At 65.2% G+C, this 26,658-nt stretch carries 26 protein-coding genes; 12 read left to right on the plus strand and 14 right to left on the minus strand.

Translation table 11 applies throughout. The annotated features are described in order from the left end of the window. Positions 1–79 precede the first annotated feature (79 nt). Together BSG17_RS11665 and BSG17_RS11670 are read left to right on the plus strand one after the other, a co-directional pair. On the plus strand, positions 80–979 hold the full coding sequence (locus BSG17_RS11665; protein WP_089824227.1) for a DUF7351 domain-containing protein: 900 nt from the start codon (positions 80–82) through the stop codon (positions 977–979). Positions 980–1,039: 60 nt separating this feature from the next. Then, positions 1,040–1,267: a hypothetical protein gene (locus BSG17_RS11670; protein WP_089824229.1), complete on the plus strand. Its 228-nt coding sequence runs from the start codon at positions 1,040–1,042 to the stop codon at positions 1,265–1,267. Positions 1,268–1,294: 27 nt separating this feature from the next. On the opposite strand, the gene BSG17_RS11675 is transcribed toward BSG17_RS11670, so the two are convergent. The 3 genes from BSG17_RS11675 to BSG17_RS11685 form a co-directional block, all read right to left on the minus strand. Further along, complete coding sequence (locus BSG17_RS11675; protein WP_089824230.1) at positions 1,295–2,071, minus strand: sulfite exporter TauE/SafE family protein; 777 nt, start codon at positions 2,069–2,071, stop codon at positions 1,295–1,297. A 25-nt stretch (positions 2,072–2,096) separates the two neighbouring features. After that, on the minus strand, positions 2,097–3,377 hold the full coding sequence (locus BSG17_RS11680; RefSeq protein WP_089824232.1) for an Nramp family divalent metal transporter: 1,281 nt from the start codon (positions 3,375–3,377) through the stop codon (positions 2,097–2,099). 117 nt (positions 3,378–3,494) lie between these two features. Next, a complete protein-coding gene (locus BSG17_RS11685) occupies positions 3,495–4,157 on the minus strand; it encodes an O-methyltransferase (RefSeq protein WP_089824234.1) in 663 nt (220 codons plus the stop codon). A gap of 247 nt (positions 4,158–4,404) precedes the next feature. Between BSG17_RS11685 and BSG17_RS11690 the strand changes: the two genes are divergently transcribed. Beyond that, positions 4,405–6,171: an ABC transporter substrate-binding protein gene (locus BSG17_RS11690; protein WP_089824236.1), complete on the plus strand. Its 1,767-nt coding sequence runs from the start codon at positions 4,405–4,407 to the stop codon at positions 6,169–6,171. 4 nt (positions 6,172–6,175) lie between these two features. Here the strand turns inward: BSG17_RS11690 and BSG17_RS11695 are convergent, their stop codons facing one another. Then, positions 6,176–6,697 carry a DsrE family protein gene (locus tag BSG17_RS11695; RefSeq protein ID WP_089824238.1) on the minus strand — a complete coding sequence of 174 codons (522 nt, stop codon included), beginning with the start codon at positions 6,695–6,697 and terminating at the stop codon, positions 6,176–6,178. Between the two features lie 124 nt (positions 6,698–6,821). On the opposite strand from BSG17_RS11695, the gene BSG17_RS11700 reads away from it, so the two are divergent. After that, positions 6,822–8,498 (plus strand): acyl-CoA mutase large subunit family protein, encoded by a 1,677-nt coding sequence (locus tag BSG17_RS11700; protein ID WP_089824240.1) that lies wholly within the window; start codon positions 6,822–6,824, stop codon positions 8,496–8,498. Here the strand turns inward: BSG17_RS11700 and BSG17_RS11705 are convergent. Together BSG17_RS11705 and BSG17_RS11710 are read right to left on the minus strand one after the other, a co-directional pair. Beyond that, complete coding sequence (locus tag BSG17_RS11705) at positions 8,495–9,835, minus strand: isochorismate synthase (RefSeq protein WP_089824241.1); 1,341 nt, start codon at positions 9,833–9,835, stop codon at positions 8,495–8,497. The two genes, BSG17_RS11700 and BSG17_RS11705, sit on opposite strands and share 4 nt — an antisense overlap. Positions 9,836–9,867: 32 nt before the next feature. Further along, complete coding sequence (locus BSG17_RS11710; protein ID WP_089824243.1) at positions 9,868–10,461, minus strand: sulfite oxidase-like oxidoreductase; 594 nt, start codon at positions 10,459–10,461, stop codon at positions 9,868–9,870. Between the two features lie 188 nt (positions 10,462–10,649). Between BSG17_RS11710 and BSG17_RS11715 the strand changes: the two genes are divergently transcribed. From BSG17_RS11715 to BSG17_RS11725, 3 genes are all read left to right on the plus strand, one after another. Further along, positions 10,650–10,865 (plus strand): DUF7120 family protein, encoded by a 216-nt coding sequence (locus tag BSG17_RS11715; RefSeq protein ID WP_089824245.1) that lies wholly within the window; start codon positions 10,650–10,652, stop codon positions 10,863–10,865. Between the two features lie 88 nt (positions 10,866–10,953). Further along, positions 10,954–11,232 (plus strand): UPF0058 family protein, encoded by a 279-nt coding sequence (locus BSG17_RS11720; protein ID WP_089824248.1) that lies wholly within the window; start codon positions 10,954–10,956, stop codon positions 11,230–11,232. 115 nt (positions 11,233–11,347) lie between these two features. After that, positions 11,348–13,033 (plus strand): rhomboid family intramembrane serine protease, encoded by a 1,686-nt coding sequence (locus tag BSG17_RS11725; protein ID WP_089824250.1) that lies wholly within the window; start codon positions 11,348–11,350, stop codon positions 13,031–13,033. Here the strand turns inward: BSG17_RS11725 and BSG17_RS11730 are convergent. From BSG17_RS11730 to BSG17_RS11740, 3 genes are all read right to left on the minus strand, one after another. Next, positions 13,030–13,653 carry an METTL5 family protein gene (locus BSG17_RS11730; protein WP_089824252.1) on the minus strand — a complete coding sequence of 208 codons (624 nt, stop codon included), beginning with the start codon at positions 13,651–13,653 and terminating at the stop codon, positions 13,030–13,032. The two genes, BSG17_RS11725 and BSG17_RS11730, sit on opposite strands and share 4 nt — an antisense overlap. Continuing rightward, positions 13,653–14,060: a DUF7961 family protein gene (locus BSG17_RS11735; protein ID WP_089824254.1), complete on the minus strand. Its 408-nt coding sequence runs from the start codon at positions 14,058–14,060 to the stop codon at positions 13,653–13,655. Before BSG17_RS11735 ends, BSG17_RS11730 begins: the two co-directional genes overlap by 1 nt. Before the next feature lie 192 nt (positions 14,061–14,252). Continuing rightward, a complete protein-coding gene (locus tag BSG17_RS11740) occupies positions 14,253–15,272 on the minus strand; it encodes a lamin tail domain-containing protein (protein WP_089824256.1) in 1,020 nt (339 codons plus the stop codon). 159 nt (positions 15,273–15,431) lie between these two features. On the opposite strand from BSG17_RS11740, the gene BSG17_RS11745 reads away from it, so the two are divergent. After that, positions 15,432–16,385 carry a transcription initiation factor IIB gene (locus tag BSG17_RS11745; RefSeq protein WP_089824258.1) on the plus strand — a complete coding sequence of 318 codons (954 nt, stop codon included), beginning with the start codon at positions 15,432–15,434 and terminating at the stop codon, positions 16,383–16,385. 93 nt (positions 16,386–16,478) lie between these two features. Here the strand turns inward: BSG17_RS11745 and BSG17_RS11750 are convergent, their stop codons facing one another. Beyond that, positions 16,479–18,113 (minus strand): flippase activity-associated protein Agl23, encoded by a 1,635-nt coding sequence (locus BSG17_RS11750; protein WP_170864786.1) that lies wholly within the window; start codon positions 18,111–18,113, stop codon positions 16,479–16,481. A gap of 165 nt (positions 18,114–18,278) precedes the next feature. Here BSG17_RS11750 and BSG17_RS11755 point away from each other — a divergent pair, with 165 nt between their 5' ends. After that, a complete protein-coding gene (locus BSG17_RS11755; protein WP_089824262.1) occupies positions 18,279–18,560 on the plus strand; it encodes a DUF7964 domain-containing protein in 282 nt (93 codons plus the stop codon). A 91-nt stretch (positions 18,561–18,651) separates the two neighbouring features. Then, positions 18,652–19,137: a universal stress protein gene (locus BSG17_RS11760; protein ID WP_089824264.1), complete on the plus strand. Its 486-nt coding sequence runs from the start codon at positions 18,652–18,654 to the stop codon at positions 19,135–19,137. Positions 19,138–19,238: 101 nt separating this feature from the next. On the opposite strand, the gene BSG17_RS11765 is transcribed toward BSG17_RS11760, so the two are convergent. Beyond that, complete coding sequence (locus BSG17_RS11765; RefSeq protein ID WP_089824266.1) at positions 19,239–19,484, minus strand: hypothetical protein; 246 nt, start codon at positions 19,482–19,484, stop codon at positions 19,239–19,241. A gap of 584 nt (positions 19,485–20,068) precedes the next feature. Between BSG17_RS11765 and BSG17_RS11770 the strand changes: the two genes are divergently transcribed. Next, positions 20,069–22,600, plus strand: a complete 2,532-nt coding sequence (locus tag BSG17_RS11770; protein WP_089824267.1) for a PAS domain S-box protein — start codon at positions 20,069–20,071, stop codon at positions 22,598–22,600. Between the two features lie 240 nt (positions 22,601–22,840). After that, complete coding sequence (locus BSG17_RS11775) at positions 22,841–23,554, plus strand: ThuA domain-containing protein (RefSeq protein WP_089824269.1); 714 nt, start codon at positions 22,841–22,843, stop codon at positions 23,552–23,554. On the opposite strand, the gene BSG17_RS11780 is transcribed toward BSG17_RS11775, so the two are convergent. The 3 genes from BSG17_RS11780 to BSG17_RS11785 all read right to left on the minus strand — a co-directional run bounded on the left by BSG17_RS11780 (position 23,555) and on the right by BSG17_RS11785 (position 26,365). Then, positions 23,555–24,520 (minus strand): nucleoside hydrolase, encoded by a 966-nt coding sequence (locus BSG17_RS11780; RefSeq protein ID WP_089824271.1) that lies wholly within the window; start codon positions 24,518–24,520, stop codon positions 23,555–23,557. It abuts the gene before it with no gap. A gap of 106 nt (positions 24,521–24,626) precedes the next feature. Then, a complete protein-coding gene (locus BSG17_RS27000; RefSeq protein ID WP_170864787.1) occupies positions 24,627–24,788 on the minus strand; it encodes a hypothetical protein in 162 nt (53 codons plus the stop codon). Between the two features lie 719 nt (positions 24,789–25,507). Beyond that, positions 25,508–26,365 carry a hypothetical protein gene (locus BSG17_RS11785; RefSeq protein ID WP_089824272.1) on the minus strand — a complete coding sequence of 286 codons (858 nt, stop codon included), beginning with the start codon at positions 26,363–26,365 and terminating at the stop codon, positions 25,508–25,510. Positions 26,366–26,658 lie beyond the last annotated feature (293 nt).

Below are 26,658 nucleotides of genomic sequence, written 5' to 3' on the forward strand. Positions count from 1 at the left end.
GACGTGACAGTGTAAGTGTTCTCAGAAACGATTTTATGAATCCTATCCGATAGGAAAGGCGTCGGAGAGGACAGCACTGATGAAACGAGACGAGCGCCGAGACAGCGTCGCAGACGAACAAGTCCCTATCGAGCGACTCGAAGAAGTGTTTGGATTGGTCGCAAACGAGTTGCGTATCGAGATCCTGCTGGAACTCTGGGAACAGTATCCGGATCCGATCACGTTCGCCGACCTGCATTCGGAGATCGGTATCCGAGACTCCGGCCGATTCAACTATCATCTGAACGTCCTCCATCCGTCGTTCGTCCGCAAGACCGACGACGGCTACCGGCTCACCCACGCCGGACGAGAGGCGATCGGAGTTGCCGTGTCGGGGAGTTTCACCGAGGCAGATACGCTGGATCTCGGCCCGGTTCCTGCCGGATGCTGTATGTTCTGTTCGGGAGACTTGGCGGCACGGTACGACGAGGGACAGGTCGTCGTGACCTGCACCGAGTGCGAGGAACTGATCGCGAAACTGCCGATCTCGCCGGTCTCGGTCTCGACCGTCGAACCGGATCGGATGCCGGAGGTGTTCAGCAACCACCTGTTGACGATGACGCACGAACTCAGCGTTGGATTCTGTAAGCGCTGTCACGGTCACGTCGACGCAAGGCTCACTGCGCTGACGGACGACGAGCCGGCGGCGTATCGGGACGCACTCGACGTTCGGTTCACCTGCCAGCAGTGTGGCGACCGGACGAACCTGAACGTCGGCGGCGTCGTGATGAACCACCCGGCCGTCACGTCGTTTCTGTTCGACGCCGGTATCGACCTCCGGGAGACGTACGTCTGGGAGGTGCTCCCGCTACTCGATCCCGAGGAGACCCTCGTCGACGGCGAGGAACCGCGACTCCACCTCCGCATCGAGCTCGACGGAGACGTCCTCGAGTTGACCCTCGACGACTCGGTCACGGTCGTCGACTACGAGCGCGCCTGAGCGCAGCCCGAGGGTCGACCGGCCACAAACGTTTCCCGACCTCGCCGACGAGTCAGGACGATGGGCCCTATCCGAACTTTCCTCGCCTTTCTCGGTCTCGCGTTCTATCTCGCCGCGGTAGCGACCGGCCTGTACGCCCTCACGCTCGTCTGGTCGGTGGTGCAGTCGTCCGGCGGTGCGGGCGCGCTGGAGGTCGCAGCCAGCATCGGCGTGACAGTTCTGTTTCTGTTCATCGGGAGAGCCCTCTCACAGCGCGGAAAAGGAGTACTCGGCTACGGCGGCGGTTAGGAGACCGAGTGAACCGGTGACGTCACGCTACCCCGAGAGCGCGAGATAGGGACCGACGACGACGAGGACGACCGCCAACACCCGCTTCAGTCGCGTCTCGTCGACCATGTGAGCGACACGCCACCCGACGACGACGCCGACGAGTTCTGGGACGCCTACCAACACGGCCAGTTCGACCGAGATGGCGTCCTGCACGAAGTAGCCGGCGGTGGCGAACCCAGCGATGAACACCGACTGCACCTGTGCCGCGCCGAGCGCCGCCAGCAGTGGGATGCCGGTGGCGACGAGCAGCGGGACGGTGAGGACGGGACCGCCGACGCCGAGCAGTCCGCCGGCGGTGCCGACGAACAGTCCGAGGACGCTCGCCACGGCCACGCCGCGGACGGTCGTCGGGTCGAGCGTCGCCTCGACGGTCGTCCGCGTCCGCCACCAGATGAGGACGCCGGTCGCCGAGACGAAGACGCCGAGGAGCACGCCGAACAGCTCCGTCGGCAGGATGCCGTTCAACCGGACGCCGAGCAGCGCGCCGACGATGCCGGTCACCGAGAGGACGGTCGCCAGTCGCCAGCCGCTCGACGACGAGAGTTCGCCCGAACGGATGTAGGTCAACGTCCCGAGCAGACCGGTGGCGACGAACGTCGCGCTGGCGGTGCCGACGACCGTCGCCGGCGTAACCGACGTGAGCGCGAACAGGGCCACGGTGAGGAAGATGCCGCCCGGACCGACCGCAGTGATGCCGATACCGGAGAGAAACGCCACGACGACGAGAACGGCCGCGAGACCCACACTGAATCCGAGTATCATCGTCCCAAAAGAAAACGAGTGGTCGTTAGAAGCTCCCCGAGAAGATCGCCGAGAAGACGCCTTCTGCGGACGAGTAGGCCAGATAGACGGCCAGTATCAGGAGGAGGCTGTTGGCGACGTTGATTTTCCAGCCGTTCTTGTGCTTCCCCATCGTCTCGCTGTCGTTGACGGCCCAAAGGAGCAGCGCGGCCGTGATTGGTAGACCGACCACACCGTTGTAGGCCGGGAAGAGGATGATCATGTCGACGACGCTCAGTCCGAGCGTCAGATGGACGAGCGGCGAGAGACTGCCGAGGGCGGTCAGGCCGGCGTAGATGATCTTGAACGCGCGGTCGTTGGCGGTGACCTCCATCCCGTACGCCTGCGGAATCATGTACGCGGGTGCCCACATGATGGGGATGATGCTGTTGAACGCGGCGGCGACGGCACCGACGATGAACGCGACCATCGCCCAGTCACCGAGCACCGTGGCGAGCGCCTCACCGGGCGTGAGGAACGTCGCTAGTTCCGTGATACCCGCCGGACGGAGCACCGCGGCGGCGACGACGACGATGGCGATGGTCGTCAGCCCACCGACGGCGTAGCCGATACCGAGATCGGTTCGCATCGACGAGACGTCCGACTCGTCGTCCCATCCCTTCTGTCCCACGAGGTTCGACTCGAGGAAGAAGTTGGGCCAGAGCGCGGTCGTGCCGAGGATACCGGCCGCGAGCGTCACCGCACCCACGTCGGGGACGTTCGGGACGAACCCGGTGGCGACCGACGACAGCGACGGCGACGCCGCTCCCGCGACGATGACGTAGGCGACGAGCAGTCCGAGCATCATCCCGGTCATCACTCGCTCGACCCATCCGTAGTCGAGGATGCCGACGACGATAGCCGCCCCACCGACGACGAACGCCAGCGGCTGCCAGCCTACTGCGCCGTTTGCGAGGACCGAGATCCCCTTCCCGACGGCAGCGGTCAGTTCCAGCGTCCACGCGACACACCCAACCGAGAGGAGGACCGCGACCGCAGTCGCTACCGTCCTCCCCAACTTCCGTCTGGCGAACACCATCAGCGGTTCGCCGAAGATGCCGAGCCGGGCGCTCATGTCCTGCGCCATGAACCCGAGGAGGACGGCGCCAACGACGGCCCACAGCAGGCCGTAGCCGTACCGTACCCCGGCAGAGCTGGCGATGAAGACCGACCCGGACCCGAAGTAACTGGCGACCATCACGAAGGCGAGCCCGTACTTCCGGAAGAACTCGGAAATTCCTATGTTCTGTACGACCGAAGCGTAGCTATCGCGTATGCTGTTGCTCATAATATACGTCGATGTGAACCCCCTCCTAACGGGAGTTGCGCCCATCGAACCGAGACAATGAAAATTCATCCCGGCTAGCGTAAATGCTTGATTGCTGTATATACAAGCAACCCCGAACTACTGGACGCGCGTACTCACTGCGATCCCCTCGCCGAGCGGCAGTGTCACCGTCTCGAACGCCTCGTCGTCGCGGACGGTGTCGAGGTAGTCGGCGATGCCGCAGGTGGCGTCGTCGGCGTCACCCAGCCCGTCGCCGTCGACGTGCGCGAGGAGCGACTCGAAGTCGACGGGACCCGCCATCACGTTGTCGGCGACGACGACACCGCCGACCGGCACCTTCTCACGGACCGCTTCGAACGCCTCGACGTAGCGATGCTTCTCGTTGTCGACGAGCACGAGGTCGAACGGGCCGTCGTAACCGTCGACGACGTCGATGGCGTCGCCCTCCTCGAACGACGCGCGGTCGTCGACGCCGGCGCGCTCGAAGAACTCGCGGGCCATCGCCAACTCGTCGGCGTCGACCTCGGTGAGCACGACCTCGCCGTTGTCGTCCATCCCGCGCAGGAACCAGTACGCCGAGTAGCCGAACCCCGACCCGAACTCGAAGACGCGACGCGCGTCGGTGAGACGTGCGAGGAGCTGGAGCGTGCCGCCGACCTCGGAGCCGACGGTGGGGAACCCCCGTTCGTCGGCGTGGTCGGCCATCTCTGCCTGGATCTCGTCGTGGGCGGGGCCGGTGGCGCGGACGAACCGTGCGAGGTCGTCTGGGAGTACGGTCATGTGTGAACACTCATCCGAGTCGTGCTTCAAGGCTTTCCAAGCGCCATGATGACATGGGGCCGTGATCTTGACTCTCGTGTGTGTAGTTCCCACTCTATCCCCGCGCAGGCTATTGATTTCAATGGAGGACACCGAACCGAACTTAGCGAGACTTTTCACCACGTAGGGTGACTCGGCGGACAACCTGCGACGCCGCGAACGTCGGAGCAGTCGAACGGTCGTGGCCGTCGTACGGTCCCCTACATCTATGACACGAACGGCCCTCTCGCGTCGAACGGCGCTCAAAGCGACAGGTGGTCTCGTCTCTGGACTCTCGCTCTCGGGCTGTCTCGGATCCGCACCGACAGCCGAGGAGTCCACGTCCCGGACCTTCCAGATGATCGGACAACCCCTCCGCACCCTCGACCCGGCTCAGGCGCGTGATTCGGCGTCGACGAAACTCGTCTCCCAACTGTACGACGGACTCGTCCACTATCCGAAGGCTGCGCTCGAACCGGAGCTTCTCCTCGCCGAGGACGTCGGCGTCTCGGCCGACGGGACGACGTACACCTTCGAGTTGAAACGCGACGTCGCCTTCAGCGACGGCTCGACGCTCACCGCAGCTGACGTCGTCTACACGTTCGAGCGACTCGCCGGTTCGCCACACTCCCAGTGGCGGTCGACGGTTCTCGATCTCCTCGGCATCGGCCACGAAACACGGACAGTCGAGACGGCGGACGGGACTCGCGACGAGTACGTTCCTCACAGTCTCGCCGTCGATGCACTCGACGACCACCGGGTCCGGATGCGACTCACAGAACCGTTCTACGATACGCTCGCCGTCCTCGCGCATCCCGCCTTCGGCGTCGTTCCCGAGGGTACCGTCGGCGACGTCGAGGGATACGACGGGAGAATCCCACAGGAGACGTTCGCCACTTCCGAGCCGGTCGGCGCCGGGCCGTTCACGCTCGACGTATGGGAGCAGGGAACCGAGTACCGGGTCCGTGCGCGCAGCGACTACCACAGGAGCGGTCCTGTCGTCGCAGGAATCCACTGGCAGGTCATCAGCGATCCGACGAGCGGATTCACCTACGCACTCAACGGCAACGCCGACGCCTTCTGGATCCCCGACGAGAAGTTCGACCAGACGAAGGTCACCGTCGACACGGTCGACGAAGCGGGACGTCGAGTCGGCCACTACGGTCCGCTGCGAAACGGTGCGACGGTTCAGTATCTACAGGTTCCGCAGATGACGACGTTCTACATCGGGTTCAACGCAGCGCGGGTCGAGAGACCCGTCAGACGGGCGGTCGCGTACGCGCTGAACCAGCAGACCGACCTCGACCAGGTCCACGAGAACCGTGGCATCACGGCGACTCACCTCACGCCGCCGAACCTCTTTCCGGAGGGAGTCGCTGGCTACGAGAAGCACGCCGAGGAGTACCCCTACGGTGCCGACGAGACGCGACTCGAAGAGGCCCGGACGACGCTCGCCGAGGCTGGCTACACGCCCGAGAGTCCCGCAGAGGTGACGTTCACGACCTACGAGAGCGCGGCGTGGCAGGCGACCAGTCGTCGCCTCCGCGACAAACTGGCGAGCGTCGGTGTGGAGCTCACACTCGAACAGGCGCCGTTCAACACGCTCGGAACCCGTGGCGAGCAGGGATCACTGGAGATGTTCTCGTGGGGATGGGGGATGGACTACCCGGCGGCAGAGAACTTCGTCCAACTCCTTGCACCGTCGAACGGGGCAGAGGCGTTCACCCACTGGGAGGGATCCACCGCCGCCGACAGCGCACAGGCTGCGTGGGAACGAATCGAAGCCCACCGGACGGCGAGCGAGTCGGACCAGGCCGTCCGCGCGGAGGCCTGCCGAACGATGGAGGAAGCAAACTGGAAGGACGTCGTCCTCCTCCCGAAGTACCACCCCATCGGTGAGGGCTTCTATTATCCGTGGGTCGACGTGCCGAAGACCGGCGCTGCGGGGTTCTCGAAACACAAGTATACCGACGTTCGCGTCTCGAACCGAGACTGACCGCTCACGGCGTCTCGATATAGGCGTAGTCGTCGCGGACCTGCAGTTTCGTGAGTTCGCCGACGCCCGCCGGGACGGTCTCGACGCCGTCGATGAGCTCCGACTCGTCGACGTCGAGCGCCTTCATCGAGTTCTCGCAGGCGCGGAAGGAGACGCCCTCGTCGAGCAGTTCTCGGACCCGGTCGACCTCCTCCGACCCCGACTCGGTCAGCAGCTCGATCCCTCTCCCGTTGGCGACGAGGACCACGTTCTCGACGTCGGTCGACTCGTCCGCCAGCAGGTTCGCCACGTTTGCAACCGCGTGATTCTGTTCGTCGACGTCGCTCGCGAAGTGAAAGACTGTGCTCATGGTTGGCTCGGATTCGGGGGTGTTCGTCTCCGTCTCCTCGGGTCGCTGGGTCGTCGCGTCGGTAGTCGGGGACGTCGCCGTCTCGGTCGACCCGTCGGTCGAACCGGTACAGCCGGCGACGACGAGTCCCGTTCCGACGCCAGCGAGTTCGAGGAACCGTCGGCGGGAACGACTCATCACCGAACGGAACGAACGGGAACCTCATTACTACGTCGGTCTCGAGTCGAGACGTCACGGCGGGCGAACCAGTCACGTCGCCGTCATCCAACAGTTAAGTAGCGCCCAATCCTCATCTTCGACAATGTTCGACCCCGACGACCTGGAACGGATTCGTTCCGCGAAAGAGGAGTGGGAAGAAGAGACGCTCGAACCCACCTTGGAGCGGTTCGGGGAGCGCGAAGAGGAGTTCACGACCGACACCGGCGGTCAGGAGGTCGATCGACTGTACACGCCAGACGACGTCGCCGATCAGGACTACCTCGAGGACGTCGGCTTCCCCGGCGAGGAACCGTACACGCGCGGCGTCTACCCGACGATGCACCGCGGCCGACTGTGGACGATGCGGCAGTACGCCGGGATGGGCACCGCCGCGGAGACGAACGAGCGGTACCTCTACCTGCTCGATCAGGGACAGACCGGGCTGTCGATGGCGTTCGATCTCCCGACACAGATGGGGTACGACTCCGACGCGGCGATGGCCGCCGGCGAGGTCGGGAAGTCCGGCGTCGCCATCGACACGCTGGAGGATATGGAACAGGTGTTCGAGGGCATCCCGCTGGACGAGGTGTCGACGAGCATGACGATCAACGCGCCCGCCTCGGTGCTGCTCGCGATGTACATCGCCGTCGGCGACAAGCAGGGCGTCGACCGCGACCAACTCCGCGGCACCATCCAGAACGACGTGCTGAAGGAGTACGTCGCGCGCAACACCTATATCTACCCGCCCGAGGAGTCGATGCGCATCATCACCGACATCTTCGAGTACTGCGCTCAGGAGACGCCGAAGTTCAACACCATCTCCATCTCGGGCTACCACATCCGCGAGGCGGGGTCGACGGCGGCTCAGGAGATCGCGTTCACGCTCGGGAACGGCATTCAGTACGTCGAGGCGGCCATCGAGGCGGGTCTCGACGTCGACGAGTTCGCTCCGCAACTCTCCTTCTTCTTCAACGCACACAACAACATTCTAGAGGAGGTGGCCAAGTTCCGCGCCGCCCGACGGATGTGGGCGAAGATCATGGAGGACCGCTTCGGCGCGGAGAACCCGAAGTCGAAGCAGCTGAAGTTTCACACCCAGACCGGCGGGTCGACGCTCACGGCCCAGCAGGTCGAGAACAACGTCGTCCGCGTCGGCTACCAGGCGCTGGCTGCGGTGCTCGGCGGAACGCAGAGTCTCCACACCAACGGGAAAGACGAGGCGCTGTCGCTGCCGACGGAGCAGTCCGTCCGCACGGCGCTCCGCACCCAGCAGATCCTCGCACACGAGTCCGGCGCGGCCGACACCATCGACCCGCTGGCCGGCAGCTACTACGTCGAGTCGCTGACCGACGAGGTCGAGGCGGAGGCGTTCGATATCCTCGACGAGATCGACGAGCGCGGCGGGATGCTCGAGGCCATCGAGAACCAGTGGGTCCAGAAGCAGATCCAGGACGTCGCCTTCGACCGACAGCGCGAGATCGAAGAGGAAGAGCGCATCATCGTCGGCGTCAACAAGTACCAAGTCGACGAGGAGGAGGAGATGGACATCGAGGAGGTGGCCGAAGAAGAGGAGCAGAAGCAGATCGAGAGCGTCGAAGCCGTCCGCGAGCGACGCGATTCGGAGGCGGTCGACGCGGCGCTCGCCTCGCTCCGCGACGCCGCACAGGGCGACGCGAACCTCCTCCCGCACATCGTCGACGCGGTGAAAGCCTACGCGACAGTCGGCGAGATCTGCAACGTCCTGCGCGACGAGTTCGGCGAGTACAAACAGGGGTTCTAGCGCTCTAGTTCGTCCAGAATCGGTCGGTACTTCAACTGCACCTCGTCCCACTCGCGGTCGGGGTCGCTGTCGGCGACGACACCCACGCCCGCAAACAGCGTCGCGACGTCCTCGGTGGCGACCGCAGAGCGGAGTGCGACCGCGAACGAGCCGTTGCCGGCGGCGTCGATCCAGCCGACGGGGGCGGCGTACCAGCCGCGGTCGAACGGCTCGGTGTCGCGGATCGTGTCGAGCGCCTTCTCCGGCGGGAGGCCGCCGACGGCGGGCGTCGGGTGGAGCGCCTCCACGAGGTCCAACACGTGGTAATCGCTGGCGAGCTCGGCGGTGATCGGCGTCCAGAGATGTTGGACCGTCGCCAGTCGGCGGACCGTGCGCTCCCCGGTTGACATCGAGGCGGCGAACGGGGCGAGTTGGTCGCGGATGGCGTCGGCGACGAGTTCGTGTTCGTGGACGTTCTTCTCCGACTCCATCAGCTCCTCGGCGAGCCACTCGTCCTCGGCAGGGGTCTCCCCGCGGCCGGTCGTGCCGGCGAGTGCGCCCGTCTCGACGGTTCGGCCGCGACGGGTGACGAGTCGCTCGGGCGTCGCCCCGAAGAAACTCGCCGCGCCCGAGGCGGGCTCGACGAGGAAGCGGTGGCAGTCGGGGTACTTCTCGGCGAGGCGATCGAGGATGTCCGGCACCGAGAGGTCGGCCGACAGCGAGCACTCCAGCGCCTGGGCGAGCACGACCTTCTGGAGTTCGCCCGAGCGGATACGGTCGACGGCGGCTTCGACGCTGGCGCGCCAGTCGTCGAGCTCCGTCGTTCGCGTGCGGTCGACGACGCCCGGCGGGTCCGCGACGGGACCGGGGTCCGGGAGGTTCGCGAGGCGTTCGCGTTCCTGTTCGAGACGCGCTTCGACCGCCTCGGGGGTGGCGTCGGGGCCGACGGCGTTGACGGTGAGCCACGTCCCGTTGTCGGCGTAAGTCACCTGCACCCGCGGGAGGACGAACCGTGCGCCGGGGAAGTCGGTCCACGGGGGGCGTTCAGCCCCGTCGTCGTGGAAGGCGAACCCGCCGAACAGTCGCGGACAGGCGGCCTCGGTGCCGGCGTGGACGTTGCCCGTCTCGAACAGTCGCTCCGCCCGGTCGCGGATGCGGTGGAACCGGTCGGGTCCCTCGGCGGTGAGCGTCGCTGCGGTCTCGCTGCCGACGACGGTCGCCTCATCAGGTGCGCTCCAGACCGTCCGAGGGGCGGCTGCGTCGCCGAGAACTGCTCGGAACGGCGGCGTCTGAATCTGCACGGCCCGACTGACCAACCCTTCGCCGACGGTCGCCGGGTCGCGTTGCGGCGCTCCCATTAAAAAGCTGTCAGGGCCGCGTGCCCTTTACCCTAACTATACCGCTCCTCCTCCCACGGGTTCGCCGTGTCCGAGTAGCCGCGTTTCTCCCAGTATCCCAACTCGTGATCGGTGAGGAACTCGACGCCCGAGACCCACTTCGCCCCCTTGTAGGCGTACTTGTGCGGGGTGACGACGCGGAGCGGGCCGCCGTGGTCGGACGGGAGCGGCTCGCCGTCGTACTCGTAGACGAACAGTACGTCGTCGCGCATGCACTCCTCGAGCGTCAGGTCGGTGGTGTAGCCGTCGAGCGCGTGGAACATCACGTGTTCGGCGTCCTCGGTGACGCCGGCGGCCTCCGCCAGCGTCGGAAACGAGACGCCCGTAAACTCGCAGTCGAACTTGCTCCAGCCGGTGACGCAGTGGAAGTCCTGTACCTGCGTCTCGGTCGGCAGGTCGGTGAACTCCTCGAACGTCAGCTCCAGTCGGTCGTCGACCGCGCCCCACACCTCGAAGCGCCACGTCTCGCGGTCCCACGACGGGGTCCCGCTCTTCGACAGGACGGGGAATCGGTCCGTCTTTCGCTGCCCCGGCGGCAGTCTGTCTCCGCCGAACTCCCGATAGACGTCGGTGACGTTCTCGGCCATATCGAAGCCTGGGTCCCAGTTTACCTATGGTTAACGACTTCCCACGAGTTTTTCCATCCTGTATCGTGCGTAACCGGTTCGTGAACTCAGATTTGCCAGGCGGAAACATTCTTTCTCGTGGCGACCACTCACAGGGGACGCCGCCCGTCAATTATAAATACGCCCTATCCAAAGCGTCGGACGTTCAGATGCCGAAAGTAGAGTTAAACATCCCCGAACATCTCGAGATGCAGATCGCCCAGATGGTCGAACAAGGCGAGTTCCTGAACCGCGAGGAAGCCATCGAAGACCTCCTGTCGACCGGGATGAAGGCGTACAAGACGAGCGGCCCTATGGACGACAACAACGAACCGGGGTTCGAAGACGACGGTATGATGGGTCACGAAGACGAGTACGTCTTCTGACCCGTGAGACGACTGCACACGACCTCTCTCTGCCCCGTGGCAGAGGGACGCAACAATTCTTAAAACGACAAAGTGCGTATCGCTCCCTATGCATAAAGACGACCTGCTTGAACTACACGAGCAAATGGTGACGATCATGGAGTACTTCCGGTCGCAGGAGAACGTCGACAGCTCGCTGTTCGAACCGTACGAGGAACTCAGCGTCGACCCTTCGCACGTCCACAAGTCCAAGAGCGAGCACAAACACGCCGTCTTCGTGCTCGGAAACGCGCTCGCCAGCGCGATGAGCGAAGACGAGTTCTCCAGCGCCGGCCGCGTCGGCAAGCGGATGGAAGAACTCGCCGAAGACGCCGAGTCCAAACTGTAGTTCGGAGTGCTTTGTCGGTGGCGACAGTCGCCGCCCGACGCGACGACGCCGTCGAGAGCCGTCGCTGTCGCTCTCCCACCGCGATATTCAAGAACGGGGGGCCGTAGTGTCAGCTATGGTCCCGACTCTCGAGACCCTCCCCGTCCAGCAGGCGGCGGTCGTCGTCGCACTCGCGTTGTCGGCCGGCGTCGTCTGGTGGCTCGACCGGCCGACAGGGCGCTGGGGGCGACAGCTCCGCTCGCGGTTCGTCGCCGGCGTCCCGTGGGGGACGGTCGTCAGCAGCGGTCTCGTTCTCGCGGTCTACCTCTTCGTGCAGGGCGGGCTCGACCACTGGTACGCGCCGACGGTGATCCCGTTCACCGCGTGGTCCTACACCTACCTGCTCGGGATGGTGACCGCGCCGTTCTCACACTCCGGACCGGGTCACCTCGTCGGCAACCTCGTCGGCACACTCACGTTCGCGCCGCTCGTCGAGTACGCGTGGGGCCACTTCCCGCGTGAACGCGGCGAGTCGTCGTTCTCGTCGTGGCGGACGAACCCCTACGTTCGTGCGTTCGTCCTCTTTCCCGTCGCGGTCGTTCTCGTCGGACTCGCGACCTCGTTCTTCGGACTGGGTCCGGTCGTCGGCTTCTCCGGCGTCGTCTTCGCGTTCGCCGGGTTCGCGCTCGTCTACTACCCGCTGGGCACCGTGCTGGCGCTCGTCGCCGGGGAAGTGCTCCGTCTCACCTACGGCGCGTTCCTCCGTCCCGTCTCCCGCGTGTCGAGCCAGGAGGTGTTCTCGACGCCGTGGTTCGCCGACATCGCGCTGCAGGGACACGCACTCGGCTTCCTGCTCGGCGTGGTCGTCGCGCTGTGGCTCTCGGAGCGCCGTCGCGACGACCACCCGTCGGCGCTCCGCCTGTGGACCGGCGTGCTGCTCTTCTCGGTCTCGCAGTCGCTGTGGGCCGTCTACTGGTTCCGCGGCAACGGCGAGTTCGTGCTCTATCGCGCCGGCGGACTGGCGCTCGTCGTCCTCTTGGCGACGCTCGTCACGCTCGCCGTCCGTGCGGACGACGGTCCGTTCGCCCGCTGGGACGCCGCCGGTGTCGGACGAGCGACCTCGCTTCGCGGGTCGTTCTCACGGCTCTCGCGGCGACAGGTGACGTTCGTCGCCCTCATTCTCGTCACGGCGTCGTTGGCGGGACCGGGAGCCGGCGTCAACCTCCTCACCGTCGCGGACGACGACCTCTCGGAGCAACGCGTCACGGTCCGCGACTACGACGTGACCTACGCCGAGAACGTCCAAAACCGGATGGTCGCCGTCGCCGACGTCGAGGCGTTCGGCGAGACGACGACGGTCAACACCTCGGGCGTCATCGTCCGGAGCGCCGACCGCGACATCTGGATCACTGCCGTCCCGAAGTCGCGACTCGCGTTCGACGGCACCGTCCCCGTCCGCGTCGGCGGGCTCGGCTGGCGCGAGACCGTCGTGGCCACTCGCGAGGGGTGGGAGGTGGTCGGCAACGGGTCGGTCTACCGCGTCAGCCTCGGGGTCGACGGCGAGCAGACACCCGTCTTCGCCTCGGAGTCGAGGCGGGCCGAACCGATGCTCGCCGGACGGAACGTCTCGCTCGCGGCCGACGACGACGGCTACACCCTCCTGGTCGAGAGCGCGAACGAGACGGCGCGCGGTCGGCTCCCGGCGACGAACGAGTCGGTGACGCTCGCGAACGTCGAGTTCACGAACGAGGGGGGGAAGGTGATGGCTCGGACCGAGACGGGGACGACGGTTCGCGTGGCGACCAAAGAGACGTACAACTAGGTCCAGTCGATCCGGTAGACCTCGGTGTCGATCTCCCGGCGGTCGGCCTCGTGGAAGTCGAACTGCCGGTCGAGCGCGAACGTCGCCTGAAACGCGTGAGTGACGTCACCGCCGTTGTCGGCGGCGAACGCCTCGACGAACTCCTGACTCCCGGCGTTGTGGACGGAGTACGAGACGTCGGCGACGGCGGCGGCGGTGACGAGGAACGCCCGATCGGCCCCCTCGTGACCGTCCTGGGCGCCGAACGGCGGGTTCATCACGACGGTGACGGGGTCGTCGAGACAGAGCGGTGCGCGCGTGGCGTCGGCCTGTATCCAGTGGATCGGGGCCGCCGTCCCGACCCGCTTCTCGTTCTGGCGGGCCGTCTCGAGCGCCGCGCGGTCGAGTTCGACGCCGACGACGCGGGCGGGGCCGCGGAGCGCCGCACCGAGCGCGAGCATCCCCGTTCCGGTCCCGAGGTCGACGACGGTCCGACTCTCGACGTCCCCCTGGAGGTCCGCGACGTGGACGACGTGGGCGGCGAGCTCCGGCGGCGTCGGATACTGTTCGAGCGCGGCCTGCGGGTTCTCGAAGCCGGCGACGACCGACAGCTGTGCCTCGAGCGCGGATTTCGTCGCCATCAGGGAGAGAGCGAGAGGTCGGCGTCGTCCGTCAGTGTGAGTCGGACGCCCTCCCGGTCGGCGCGTTCGGCGAGCGCGTCGAGCGCCGGACGTACCTTCTCGGGGGCAGCGACGGTGTCGACGTCGACGGCGAGGCGACTCGCACCGAGGAACGCGGCGGCGCGGACGTACTCGCGGAGGTGGTCGGCCTCCGTCTGGGTCGCGAGCGAGCAGTCCTCGTCGAAGCAGGCCGTGACGGCCAGCGTCGCCGGCTGATACCCCTCGTCGGCGAGTTCGGCCTTCAGATCGCGCAGGTACGACGGCGCCGTCGACTCCAGTGCCGTCGCGTCCAGTCGCACCGAGGTGACGTCCGCCGGCCGACACGCCGAGACCGCCCGTTCCACCTTTGGAGAATGGGTCGTGCTCATGCTACTCATACATATTTCGAGGTTATACAAAAGTGTTTGTGAATGTCTGTAAGTTATATCTCGGAAGGAAACGTATCATTACTGAGTAAAAACAACGTCAATAATGCTAGTGACTAATGTGGGCCTGTCACATACCACAACAGGGGAGTCACACGCTCCCCTCCCCCCTTACGAGCGTAGTGTACACATCTCCTAACTGTAGGTCTCGGTCGTCACGACAGTTCCGTCTCCGTCACGAACGGTCACCGTGTCGCCGTCGTTGTTCCACACCGGGGACGCTCGTCCCCAGTAGAGCTCTCCCGCGGTGTCGCTTCCCTCACCGGTGTGAATCGTCACCGACTCGTCGGGTGCGACCGTCGTTCCGTCCGGGACGGTGTAGACGTGGTCGGCCGCGTCGGCGACAGTCCACCCGCCGAGATCGAGCGTCGTCGATCCGGTGTTCGTCAGCACGACGTACTCGTCGTTCAGGTTGTCTCCGTCCGGACCGGCGGCGTCGGCGTGGACGGTGACGTCGAGCGGTGCGTCACCGAAGTCGGCCGTCTCGCCGTCGCTCGCGGTCGTGGTGGTCCCGCCGTCGGCGACGGCGGTCACGCAGCTCCAGAGCCCCCGGTTCGCCTCCTGTGCCGCTCGTTCGGCGTCGGCGTACCGGTCGCGTTCGACGAAACTGCTGTCGTACATCCGGGCGTAGCCCTCGGCGACGAGACGGTAGTTGAACTGCTCGCCGTCGAGGTAGACGTAGGCGAGCAGCCGATCGTAGTAGCCGCGACGTCCCTCGTTCTCGTCGAAGCCGAGTCGGACGGTCTCGCCGGCCAGTCGGTCGGTCGCGAACTCGCTCGCACGCTCGCCGTACCGACCGAGACACTGTCGACCGGCGTCGGTGTCGGGGACGCCCTCGAACTCGTCGGGCGTGTTCTCGGAGTACACCTCGGGCGTGTCGACGCCGAGTAGGCGGACCGTATCGCGCGTGCCGTCCTCGAACCGCACCTTGATCGTGTCGCCGTCGACGACGTCGACGACGGTGGCGGTGGCGACCGGGCGAGTCGACGGTACCGGCGACCCAGTCGTTCCGGCCGTGGTCTCGGTGACTGGTGACGCGACCGACGTCGCCGTCGACGGACTGGTAGCCGTCGACGGGTCGGAAGTCGTCGGCGAGGCACAACCGGCCGTGACGACGAGGAGTGTGAGACAGAGGAGGAGACGCGCGCGAGCCATCGTTCGGAACCGTTCGGAATCCCACTATATAAATCCCGAGTCACACACCGACAGGTTTCTATTCTTGGACCGACTTACCGGCAAAAAATTCCGAAAAATACGTGTGTCGAAGCCGAGTGGTACAAAGGTTTAAATTCGCTCTCGTCCACAAACCTTATAATGGAGCGTCCAACTCGTCAGCGTCAGCAAGCGCAAGAGGTCGAACAGGAAGCGGACGAGACCGTACGTTGTCCGGAGTGCGATTCGACTGACATCATCACGGACGCCAATCAAGGGGAGCTCGTCTGTAACGACTGCGGGTTGGTCATCGACGAGCAGTCGATCGATCGAGGCCCGGAGTGGCGTGCGTTCAATCACTCGGAACGGCAGTCGAAGTCCCGGGTCGGCGCGCCCATCACCGAGACGATGCACGACCGCGGGTTGACGACGACCATCGACTGGAAGGACAAAGACGCCTACGGGCGGTCGCTCTCCTCGGAGAAGCGCTCCCAGATGCACCGGTTGCGCAAGTGGCAGGAACGCATTCGCACGAAGGACGCCGGCGAACGCAACCTCCAGTTCGCGCTGTCGGAGATCGACCGGATGGCCTCCGCGCTCGGCGTGCCACGCTCCGTGCGAGAGGTCGCCTCGGTCATCTATCGACGCGCGCTCAACGAGGACCTCATCCGCGGACGCTCCATCGAGGGCGTCGCCACGAGTGCGCTCTACGCCGCCTGTCGCCAGGAGGGAATTCCACGCAGTCTCGACGAGGTCGCCGAAGTGTCGCGCGTCCCGCAGAAGGAGATCGGTCGCACGTATCGCTACATCTCCCAAGAACTCGGGCTCGAACTCAAACCCGTCGACCCCAAACAGTTCGTCCCGCGGTTCGCCTCCGCGCTCGACCTCTCCGAGGAGGTGCAGGCGAAGGCGACGGAGATCATCGACGTCTCCGCGGAGAAGGGACTGCTGTCGGGGAAGTCGCCGACCGGGTTCGCCGCCGCCGCCATCTACGCCGCTTCGCTGCTCTGCAACGAGAAGAAGACGCAACGCGAGGTCGCCGACGTTGCGCAGGTCACCGAGGTCACCATCCGCAATCGGTACCAAGAACAGATCGAGGCGATGGGGTTCCGGTAGACCGGGTCGACCGTCGCTTCGCTACACTCTCTTTCTCTCCTCTCTCGGCCGCGCCACGAGCGACGAGCACGCCGTTCGCGACTCCGACGGTACTCACCGACGCGTGTAGACGAGTATCTCCCGGTTCCACAGCGCGAGTTCGTACTCGGTCACCCGATAGCCGTCGAGTCGAGCGTCGAGCGCCGCTCTGAACTTGGGTTCGGCGACGACGACGGGCGGCGTCTCGTCGAGCGCGTCGAGTCGCGTCGCGTTCGAGACGCTCGACGTCTCGGCGTCCATCCGCTCGAAGTACCACGGCAGCGGCAGGCGGTTCCCCCACGACTCCGGCACCGGTGGGTAGTCCGCGGACGCGTCGTCGGTGAGGTAGAACCGCTCGCCGACGTAGACGACGTCGGTCCCGTCGTTGCCCGCGATCGCCGCGGAGGCGTTGGTCGCCATCGCTCCGAGGTCGCCCGCGGGCTGTCCGTACTGCGCCATCCGGTTGTCCCGGTCGCTCGGGCCGTAGACGCTCGACGCGGTGACCGCGCCGGCCTGTGCGACGACCGCGAGCAGTAACAGCGCGGCGACGCCCGTTCGGGAGGCGTTGCGGTGGCCGACGGCCGCCTGCGCGAACCGGACGACCTTCGCCGCGCCGACCCCCGATAGCAGCGTCAGCGGTGCGAGGCTGTGGACGACGACCCACGGCGCGGTCAGTTCGGTGATGACCGGGAAGAACAGCAGTGACGCCCCGGTCCAGTAACTCGCGAAGGCGACGACCGGCCGGTTCTGGCCCGCGTATCGTTCGACGGCGAACCCGAACAGACCGAGGACGACCATCGGCGCGGCCAGCGTGACCACCAGTTCGAAGTGGGCGACGAGGTACGAGATGAACTCGTGGCCGTCGCGGTACTCCAGACGGACGCCGACGAACTTCCGGAACGACCCGTAGAACGCCTCCTCCAGGACGGCCGGGAAGGTCGCCGGGTTCCAGAGATCCGGGCCGGTACCGTCGGCGCTCCGCGGGGCGTAGAAGAACAGCACGACGCCGACGGCGAGGAGGAACGCCCGCGCCAGCGGCGTCGCCCACGCGACGAGCGTCCGGCCGTAACGCGAGACGCGGTCGAGTGCGGTTCCACCCTCCTCGCGGTAGACGCGGACGTGGTCGAAGACGAGCCAGCCGGCGACGAGCCAGCAGGCGACGTAGCCGACGACGAATCCCGAGGTGGTGAGCGCGAGTGCACCGGCGAGCGTCGCCCCGTAGAGGTAGCGCCGACGACCGGTGTCGACGAGGCTCACCAGACAGCCGAAGGCGACCAGCGAGAAGGCCGCGAGCGGAAGGTCGCCGCGGAGGAACCGCGAGTAGTAGACGAGCGTGGGGCTGAGTGCGAGGACGCCCGCGAAGAGGACGGTCTCGTCCGCGGCGAGTCGGCGTCGGAAGAGGAGCGCGGCGAGCGGGAGCAGTCCGCCGACGAGCGCGACCACGAGGCGGGCGGAGAAGTCGGAGGGACCGAGCAGGGCGAAGACGGGTTGATCGACCAGATAGAGGAAGGGACCGCCGGCGACCGGTCGGTACTCGAACGCGCCGGTCTCCGCGAACCGGAGCGTCCAGTAACCGACCCGTCCCTCGTCCCAGTGGAACGACCGGGCTCCGAGTCCGACGAGGCGAACGGCCAGCGCGAGGAGGGTGAGGGCGACGACAGCGAGGGTGACTCGCCCGGCGCGGTCGGCCGAGTCGTCAGCGTGCGACATGTCCGGCCATCCACCGCCCCGGGGCAGAAAGCTTTCGACTTCGAGGACGAGAGCGACTCTGGCGCGGCAGTCGCGCCGATCATCCATCTGTCGTCTCGTCGTCGACGACCAGCCAGCGAGACGCAGTTCGCAAGCGTCAACACGCTCGCACCCGCCCTCTCCGATATGACACTGTTGGACTCGTTGCCACCGCGACCGCTCGACGAGGGCGAGGTGACCGCGCTGAACCGCTCGGACGCCGTCGAACTGGCTATCGCCGTCGACGAAGACGGTCCCACCGACGCGGTGTTGCTCGCGACCGACGCGTGGGTGAAGGCGCTGCTGCTCGGCGACGACGGCTGGACGGTGGTCGAGACGGTCTCGCTCGACGACGCCGACCGGTACGAGGCGCTACGGACCTGCGAGGAGACGGCTCGCGAGGCGCGCGAGCGAGGCGAGAGCGCGTAACCCGCGTCCCACGTAGTCGAACCCTCGGCCGCCTACTCGATCGCTCCGTCCCACCGGTCGTTTCTACTGTGTTGCGCCCGTACTAGCAGGAATGTACGACGAGATACTGTTCCCGAGTGACGGCAGCCCCGCAGCGGCGGAGGCGCTCGACCACGCCCTCGCCCTGGCCGAACGGTGTGGTGCTCGACTCCACGCCCTCTACGTGGTCAACCAGTCGGCCATCGCCGGACTGCGCAGCGGATCGGAGCTCGTCGCCGCCGCACTCGAACGCGAAGGAACGGAGACAGTCGAACGAATCGAACGGGCGGCGACCGACCGCGGCGTCGACGTCGCGACGGCCGTACTCACGGGCACCCCCGTCGAGACGATCCTTGACTACGTCGCGGACGAGGGGATCGAACTGGTCGTGATGGGGACCCACGGGCGGACCGGCGTCGACCGCTACCTGTTGGGGAGCGTCACCGAGCGCGTCGTCCGCGGGTCCGACGTGTCGGTGCTGGTGGTACGCGAGTCGGACGATGCGGCGGAGGCAGACGTAGAGACGGAGACGACATCCTCGGAGACGGCGGACGTCTGACTCGCGGGCGAGACGGGCGATCCGCTCGACGGGCGGTTATCGGGGAAAAAACGGACGTCGGTGTCCGGAACGCGAGTCGCGACTCCCGGGAGTCGTGTCGCTCACATCTGACGGAGTCGGATCTCGTCGTCGGTGATCGCATCGATCTCCGACTTCTGGAGCGGGTAGGCGTCCTCGTCGGTGTGCTCCCAGCCCAGTTTGGCCATCAGTTTGTCTTTCAGACCGGGCTCTGCGTCGACGTAGGCCGTCCCGTGTCGTACCTCTGTCACCATCCCGACGGCTTCCCCGTCGGCGTCGACTACTTTCTTTCCGACCTCGTCGTCTGTGATATCGAACGTTTGTACCATCGTCTTTCACCTATCTGCGAGTGACGCCTCTCGTCGCGACGTGTCGTCGCTCGGAGGGTCGTCGCCCGACACCAGAGAGACGACCGCTCGGCTATTGAACGCTGTTACGGATTCCGCGGAGTGTTCTGTCTGACCCACCGAGGCGACGGGCGGTAGAAAGGGGTCGTCGTCGATTTTTGCGGGAGCGAACTACTGACTCCCACGAGGATCCCCAATAGCGAGTAACGGAAGTCTTCGTACTCTATGACGTCACAAGAGTCTTACCTGCCGAGATCGGCGTGCTGAATAGAGAGCGTAAGTCGGTCACAGACCATCCTGTGTCGATAGTAACGAGTGCAAGCCATCACACACCTGACCGGCCGCTGTCGTGCGGTCGGGGGTGTAGATAGTTGCACGAGCTACAGTAACGAGTGTAAGTCATCACTCACCCGAGCTACTATACTATAGAAGAATCGGATTGGTAGCTACAGAGGCTGCGTTCAGCAAGCGGAACTGCAGAGAAGAGAGAGAGAGGTGGTACGGTTGCCGGAGGATGCAACTGACCTATCCGTGCTTTCATCCCTGCGGAGGTAGTTGTGATAGTAATGGTCTCGGACGTGTTAACGGATGGCTTACGAGACACTCTCACGGTCTTTGAGGAATCTGCTGATCTGGGCGAACCGCTGACCGCGACCGAAGTAGCCGAGCGCCTTGATGTCTCGCAGCGACGTGGTGCCGCCCGACTGGACGAGCTGGTCGATCAGGGATTCCTGAGGACCAAGACGGTCGGAACAGAAGAACAGGTCTGGTGGCGGCCCCCCAAGCGGGCCGCCGAGACTGAGCGGTCGTTCTCGACACTCGTTGAGAACGTGCCGGGGATGATCTATCGGTGCCGGAACGAGACAGGGTGGCCGATGGAGTTCGTCAGCGACGGCTGTCGCCAGTTGACGGGATACGACCCAGAGGCGCTGGAGACCGGCCGAATCAGCTTTGGCGACGACATCGTCCACCCAGACGATGTTGATCACGTCTGGCACACCGTTCAAGAGGACCTCGCACACGACGGGCAGTTTACGGTTCAGTACCGCATCCGGACAGCCGACGACGAAACTCATTGGGTATGGGAGCGTGGCCGCGCCGTCGGGGATGGATCTGAGGAGCCACCGATACTCGAGGGACTGATAACCGACATCACTGAACTGAAAACGCAGGCCCAACACCTCAAACACGAGATCGACGACGTATTCGAGCGGGTGGACGACGCGTTCTACGCGCTCGACACCGACTTCCGGTTTACGTACGTCAACGAGCAGGCCGAAGAATTACTCCAGCACACCGAAGAAGAACTGCTGGGTGAAAGTGTCTGGGAGGAGTTCCCGTCGGCCACCGAGACGCCCGCCTGGGAGAGCCTCCACGAAGCCCTGAAGACCAACGAACCGACCAACTATGAGATCTACTTCGAACCCCTGGCGTTCTGGGTCGAGGCCAACGTCTATCCCTCCGAGACGGGGCTGTCGGTGTACTTCCGGGACATCACCGAGCGCAAGGAACGCGAACGGGAACTCGAACGCTACGAGACATTGTTCGAGGAATCGACCGACGTCAATGCGGTGCTGGACCCTGACGGGACGATCCAGTATATTACGCCCTCGGTCGGATACGTCCTCGATTACGATCCCGAAGAGTTGGTTGGTGATAACGTCTTCGAGTACATCCACCCCGAGGATCGCAAGACGATGCGGGAGCGGGTCGCCGAGACCGTCGACGAGGGCGAGAACCGCCCGATTGCGGAGTTCCGGCTCCGCCACGCCGACGGCTCCTGGCGCTGGCTGGAGGCCCGCGGGCGCAACCTGCTCGACGACCCCCAAATCGAGGGAATCGTCGCCTACACCCACGACGTCACCGAGCGGGTCGAGCGCAAGCGGGAACTCAAGCGTCAGCGTGAACAGCTCGCCGCGCTCAACGATTTCAACAAGGTCGTTCGGAAGATCGCAGACGCGGTCATCGAGGAATCCACTCGTGAGGAAATCGAGCAGGCGGCCTGCCAGCAGCTCGTCGCGTCAGACTCCTACAAGTTCGCGTGGATCGCCGCGGTCGATCCGACCACAGAGCAGGTAACCCCGCGCGTGGAAGCCGGAGTCGAGGGCTATCTGGATGACGTCGAACTCTCGTCGGCCCTCCACGAGCCGATCGGCCAGGCGTTCCGGACCGGCGAACTCCAGGTCTCCGGTGACGTCTTCGCCGACCCGGACTTCGAGCCCTGGCGAGACGCTGCCGAGACGTACGGGTTCCGTTCGTTCGCCGCGATTCCGATCGTCCACAAGGACACCCTCTACGGAGTGCTCGGCGTCTACTCCGAGCGGGTCGGCGCCTTCGCCGAAGACGAACGCAGTATCGTCGGACAGCTCGGCGAGGTCGTCGGCCACGCCATCAACGCCTACGAGCGCAGGCAGGCGCTGATGAGCGATGAAGCCGTCGAACTGGAGTTCCTGGCACACGACGTCCTCGACGACTTCGGTGTCTCCGCCCCAGAGGAGAGCCGGATCACCTTCGACCAGGCCGTTCCTCTCGGCGACGATGAGTTCCTCATGTACGGCACGACCACCGGGGACGCCTTCGAGGCGCTGGAGGCACTCGCCGACCAACTCCCCCACTTCGCAGAACTCACCGTGGTGACCGAGACGTCCGACGAGATTCGCTACAAGCTACGGCTCGTCGAGCCTCCGGTTCTCTCGACCGTTGCGGCGCATGGCGGCCGCATCCAGACGGCGACAATCGAGGACGGTGACTTCCGGCTGATCGTCGAAGTGCCTCTAGGCATGGATGTCCGACAGATGACTGACATCGTCCGAGACACGTACCTTGCCCCCGAGCTGCTCGCTCAACGACAGGTCCCCCAGCGCGACCAGACGACTGAACGTATCCATCAAGTCTTCACTGACGACCTCACCGACCGCCAGCGGACCGCTCTCGAGGTTGCTTATTATGCGGGCTTTTTCGAATGGCCCCGCACGAGTACTGGGGAGGAGATCGCCGAGTCGATGAACATCGCACCCGCCACCTTCCACCAGCATCTTCGGGCGGGAGAGAATAAGCTCCTCAGCGCGCTAGTCGCCGAGGAACCAGCGCTGAGGTGAATCGAGTCCGCATCCTCTCTTACACACTCACCTCCCGCGTCAGGGCGAATCGATTTGCAGTGGCAACGTGATGACTACACCTTCTCTCTTCGGCACGCCCATTCTGACAACTCACCGGGTGTAAACGGAGTGACTGTCTATATACTTTTGTTAACTCCAGTACGAGTATCGAGAACGACGGCGACGCGGAACCCGGCCGGGTCCACAACCCACTTGACCTCCCCCCGAGAGATGTGACCGATGACACGCGTCACCGTCTGGAACGAGTACCGACACGAGAAACACAGCGACGAGGTCGCCGAGGTGTACCCCGACGGTATCCACACGGCCATCGCGGACGGACTGGAGGAACACGGCTTCGACACCCACACCGCGACGCTCGACGACCCCGAACACGGGCTGACGGAGGGCGTCCTCGACGACACCGACGTGCTGACGTGGTGGGGGCACCGCGCCCACGACGAGGTGGCGGATCACATCGTCGAGCGCGTCCACGAACGCGTCCTCGACGGGATGGGGCTACTCGTACTCCACTCGGGGCACTACTCGAAGATCTTCAAGAAACTGATGGGGACGACCTGTTCGCTGAAGTGGCGCGAGGCGGGCGAGAAGGAGCGGCTGTGGGTCGTCGAACCGAGCCACCCCATCGCCGACGGGCTCGACGAGTACGTCGAGATGCCGGAGGCGGAGATGTACGGCGAACGCTTCGACGTCCCCGCGCCGGAGACGCTCGTGTTCAACTCGTGGTTCGAGGGTGGCGAGGTGTTCCGCTCGGGCTGCTGCTACACCCGCGGGTCTGGACGGGTCTTCTACTTCCGACCGGGCCACGAGACGTACCCCATCTACTACCGCGACGAGATCAAACAGGTGCTCGCGAATGCCGCCGAGTGGGCCGCGCCAGGCGACGGGCCGACGCCGTCGTTCGACAACGCCGAACCGCTCGAGGAACTGTAGCTACAGCACCGACTCGGGCGTCTCGCCCTTCAGCATCGCTATCGACATCTCCGTGAACAGTTCTGTATCGATCGACTCGACGACGTGGGTGTTCGGTTCCTCGCCGAGCATCCCGTTCTCGTCGACAAGGCTGTAGCCGCGGGTCATCCCCTCGCGTTCGTCGACGTCGACGTAGTAGTGACCGACCTCGCCGCGCAGTTCCGGCGCGAGCATGAGCGCCGCCGCCAGCGAGTCCGGTTGGGTGACCGCGTCGACACCCTGTTTCTCGCGAGTGTACTCCCGGACGTGGGTCGTGATCTCGCGGTAGAACTCGGCGTAGGGGGTGTCGATGGCCTCGATACGCTCCAGGACGTCCGGACCGAACGTCCCCTCCTCCATGCAGAGTCCCCAGTCGACCAGCGTGACGTCGAGTTCGTCGACGACGACCTTCGCCGCGTCGGGGTCGACCCAGAAGTTGTACTCCGCGCTCGGGGTGTCGTTTCCGAGGGTGTTGACGGCGCCGCCCATCACCCACACCTCGTCGAGCAGGTCGTTCAACTCGGGTTCCCGCCGGCAGGCGAGCGCGACGTTGGTCAGCGGCCCGATACAGAGTAAGGTGAGTTCTCCGGAGTGCTCGCGTGCCTGTTCGACGATGACGTCCGGTCCGTAGCCGTCCGCCGAGGGGACGTCGGTGTCGGGAAAGAGGTCGCCGCCGAGTCCGCCCTCTCCGTGGACGTGGTCGGCGAACTCGTGGTCTTTCACGAGCGGCCCCCGTGCGCCCTCGTAGACGGGGACCTCGTCGGCGGCGTCGGCGAGTTCGAGCGTGTACTTCGCGTTCTCGACTTCGTACTCGAACTCGACGTTCCCCCCGACGATCGTCACCGCCTCGACCGAGACGCGGTCAGAGGTGAGAGACATCAGGAGTGCCTGGGTGTCGTCGCCGGCGGTGTCGGTGTCGACGACGACGCGGCGTGACTCGTCGCTCATAGGGGTTGAGTCTCGGCGGGGGCTGAAGTGGGTTACGCCCTACAACCCCCCTTCACCGTCCGCTGAGGACGTTCGCGGTTCCCGTCTGCCGAGAACGTTCGCCGACTCACCGTCCGCTGAGGACGTTCGTCGACCCACACTCCGGACAACGTGTCATTCGACCCAGCGGCGGAGACTCGACGTGGTCCCACTCGGTGCCGCCCGCCGGTGCTGTGAAGCCGCATTTGAGACACTTCGACAGGTTCGGAGCAGTTGCTTTGGTCGCCATGTGATAACAATTATCACAATCGTTCATAGAAGTTTCGTCGGGCGCGGTCGGCGTGCCCCGACGAACACACCGGCTACACGAACGCTGACCGCACGAACTAAGCGACTCCCGCACTTGGCACGAGTATGGCCCAACCGACCGCCGGTCAACGCCGACTGCTGTACGGTCTCTTCGCCGTCGCCATCCTCGTCGCGATTCTCGGTATCGTCGTCGTCTGGTTCCTCTCGGGCGGCGCGTAAGTTACCCACGACTGAAGTCATGGGCTTTCCCCCGCAAGGGGTTTCGTCCCACATGGTTCGGAAGACGCGGTGCGTCTTCCGTCATCACGAGACGGCGACGCCGTCTCGAACGACTTCATCCGCCGTCGAGGGCGGGTTGCACGATGGCAGGTCGGGCACACGGAGGGGTTTCCTGCGTGGTTTTCCGACTCGTGGTCTTCGTTCGACGCCGTCTCATACCACTTTAATTGTCGGTGGACTCCCCCCGCTTCATCGTCGGGGAAGCCGACGTGAGAGGCGTGGTGTCATCCGTCCCCGACGTTCGACCGCCATACGACGGTCGGAACGGTCTGTTCGGGGCCTACTTACGAAGGCCCATACTCCGAGACACGTTTGGCCTCGAAGCACTACCGAAACCGACGGACGCAAGCGCAATGATTCATTCCGAACCCCTTCCCGAACATTCTGTGTCTTTTATGAGTCGCCGTGTGAACGAGGAGGTTACGAGTCGTCGCCGAACGTCTTCCCCGCCCGCTCGTCGGCTTTCATCCGTCTGAGCGTCGCCGCCGCGTTGCTCGCGTCGTAGCCGAAGAAGACGTCCTTCGCGTAGGCGTCTGCGACCTCCGTCGCGTGGACGAGGTCGTCGATGTCGACGTCGACGGCGTACAGTTCGAGGGAGAACGGCGTCCCTTCGTCGGGACGCTCGGGCGTCCAGCCCAACAGGCTCTGGAACCCCTTGGCGATCGTCTCGAGCCAGTAGGTCGTCCCGTAGTGGGTGTCGTACAGCGGGACGACGAACTCGTCGACGTACTCCGAGAGCGCGTCGACGTCGAGGCCGGCCCGCCGGTAGAGATGGCCCGGATACGGGTCGGGGTAGAGCGTGAGGTAGGTCCGCCCGGGGATGCGGTCGGCCGCCTCGGCGACGAAGTCGGAGATCACCGACGCGCGCCACGCCAAGCGGTCCTCGTAGTCGCTCTCCGCGAACAGTCGCGCACACCGCTCGCAGTGGCAGTACTCCTCGCGCGGGAAGCCGACGTCGTCGAGTCGGACGTCGCCGTTCTCTTCGGCGCAGTCCTCGACGATCTCGAGCAGTCCCTCGCGGTACTTCTCGTGGGTCGGGCAGATGTACGCCCAGTCGAAGTAGGTCCGGTCGCGGGTGGCGAGTTCGCCCGCGTCGTCGACGGGAACGAGCTCCGGATCCTCGTTGGCGGCGGCGTTGTCCCCGAAACACGACACCATGTTGACGGCGTTCGGTAGCGGCGCGGCCGCGCGGCCGGTGACGTCCTTGACCTCGTAGAAACCGCGGTCGAACTCGGACCACTCGACCTCCGGTGCGTTCCGCGTGACGACCCCATACATATCGTGGCTTTGGAGAGCCCCGTGCCTAAGTCGTTCGTTCCCGACGAGCGTCGACCGCGTGAGAAAGGGCGTCTCGGACTACGCTTCGACTTCGACCTCGACCGGTTCTGCCCCGGCGGTTGTGAACACGTACGCCATCGCGACGACTGCCAGTACGACTACGAACTTCGCTTTGTGAGACATGGGCGAGTTGAGGGAGTACATCGTCAAAACGTTTCTGGAGCGCGTCAGACGGCCGTCAGCCGGACACCGTCGGGACGGCCGAGAGGCAGACGCGTCGGGACGGCCGACGG

The organism is Halogranum amylolyticum (genome assembly GCF_900110465.1).
Taxonomy (GTDB): Archaea; Halobacteriota; Halobacteria; order Halobacteriales; family Haloferacaceae; genus Halogranum; species Halogranum amylolyticum.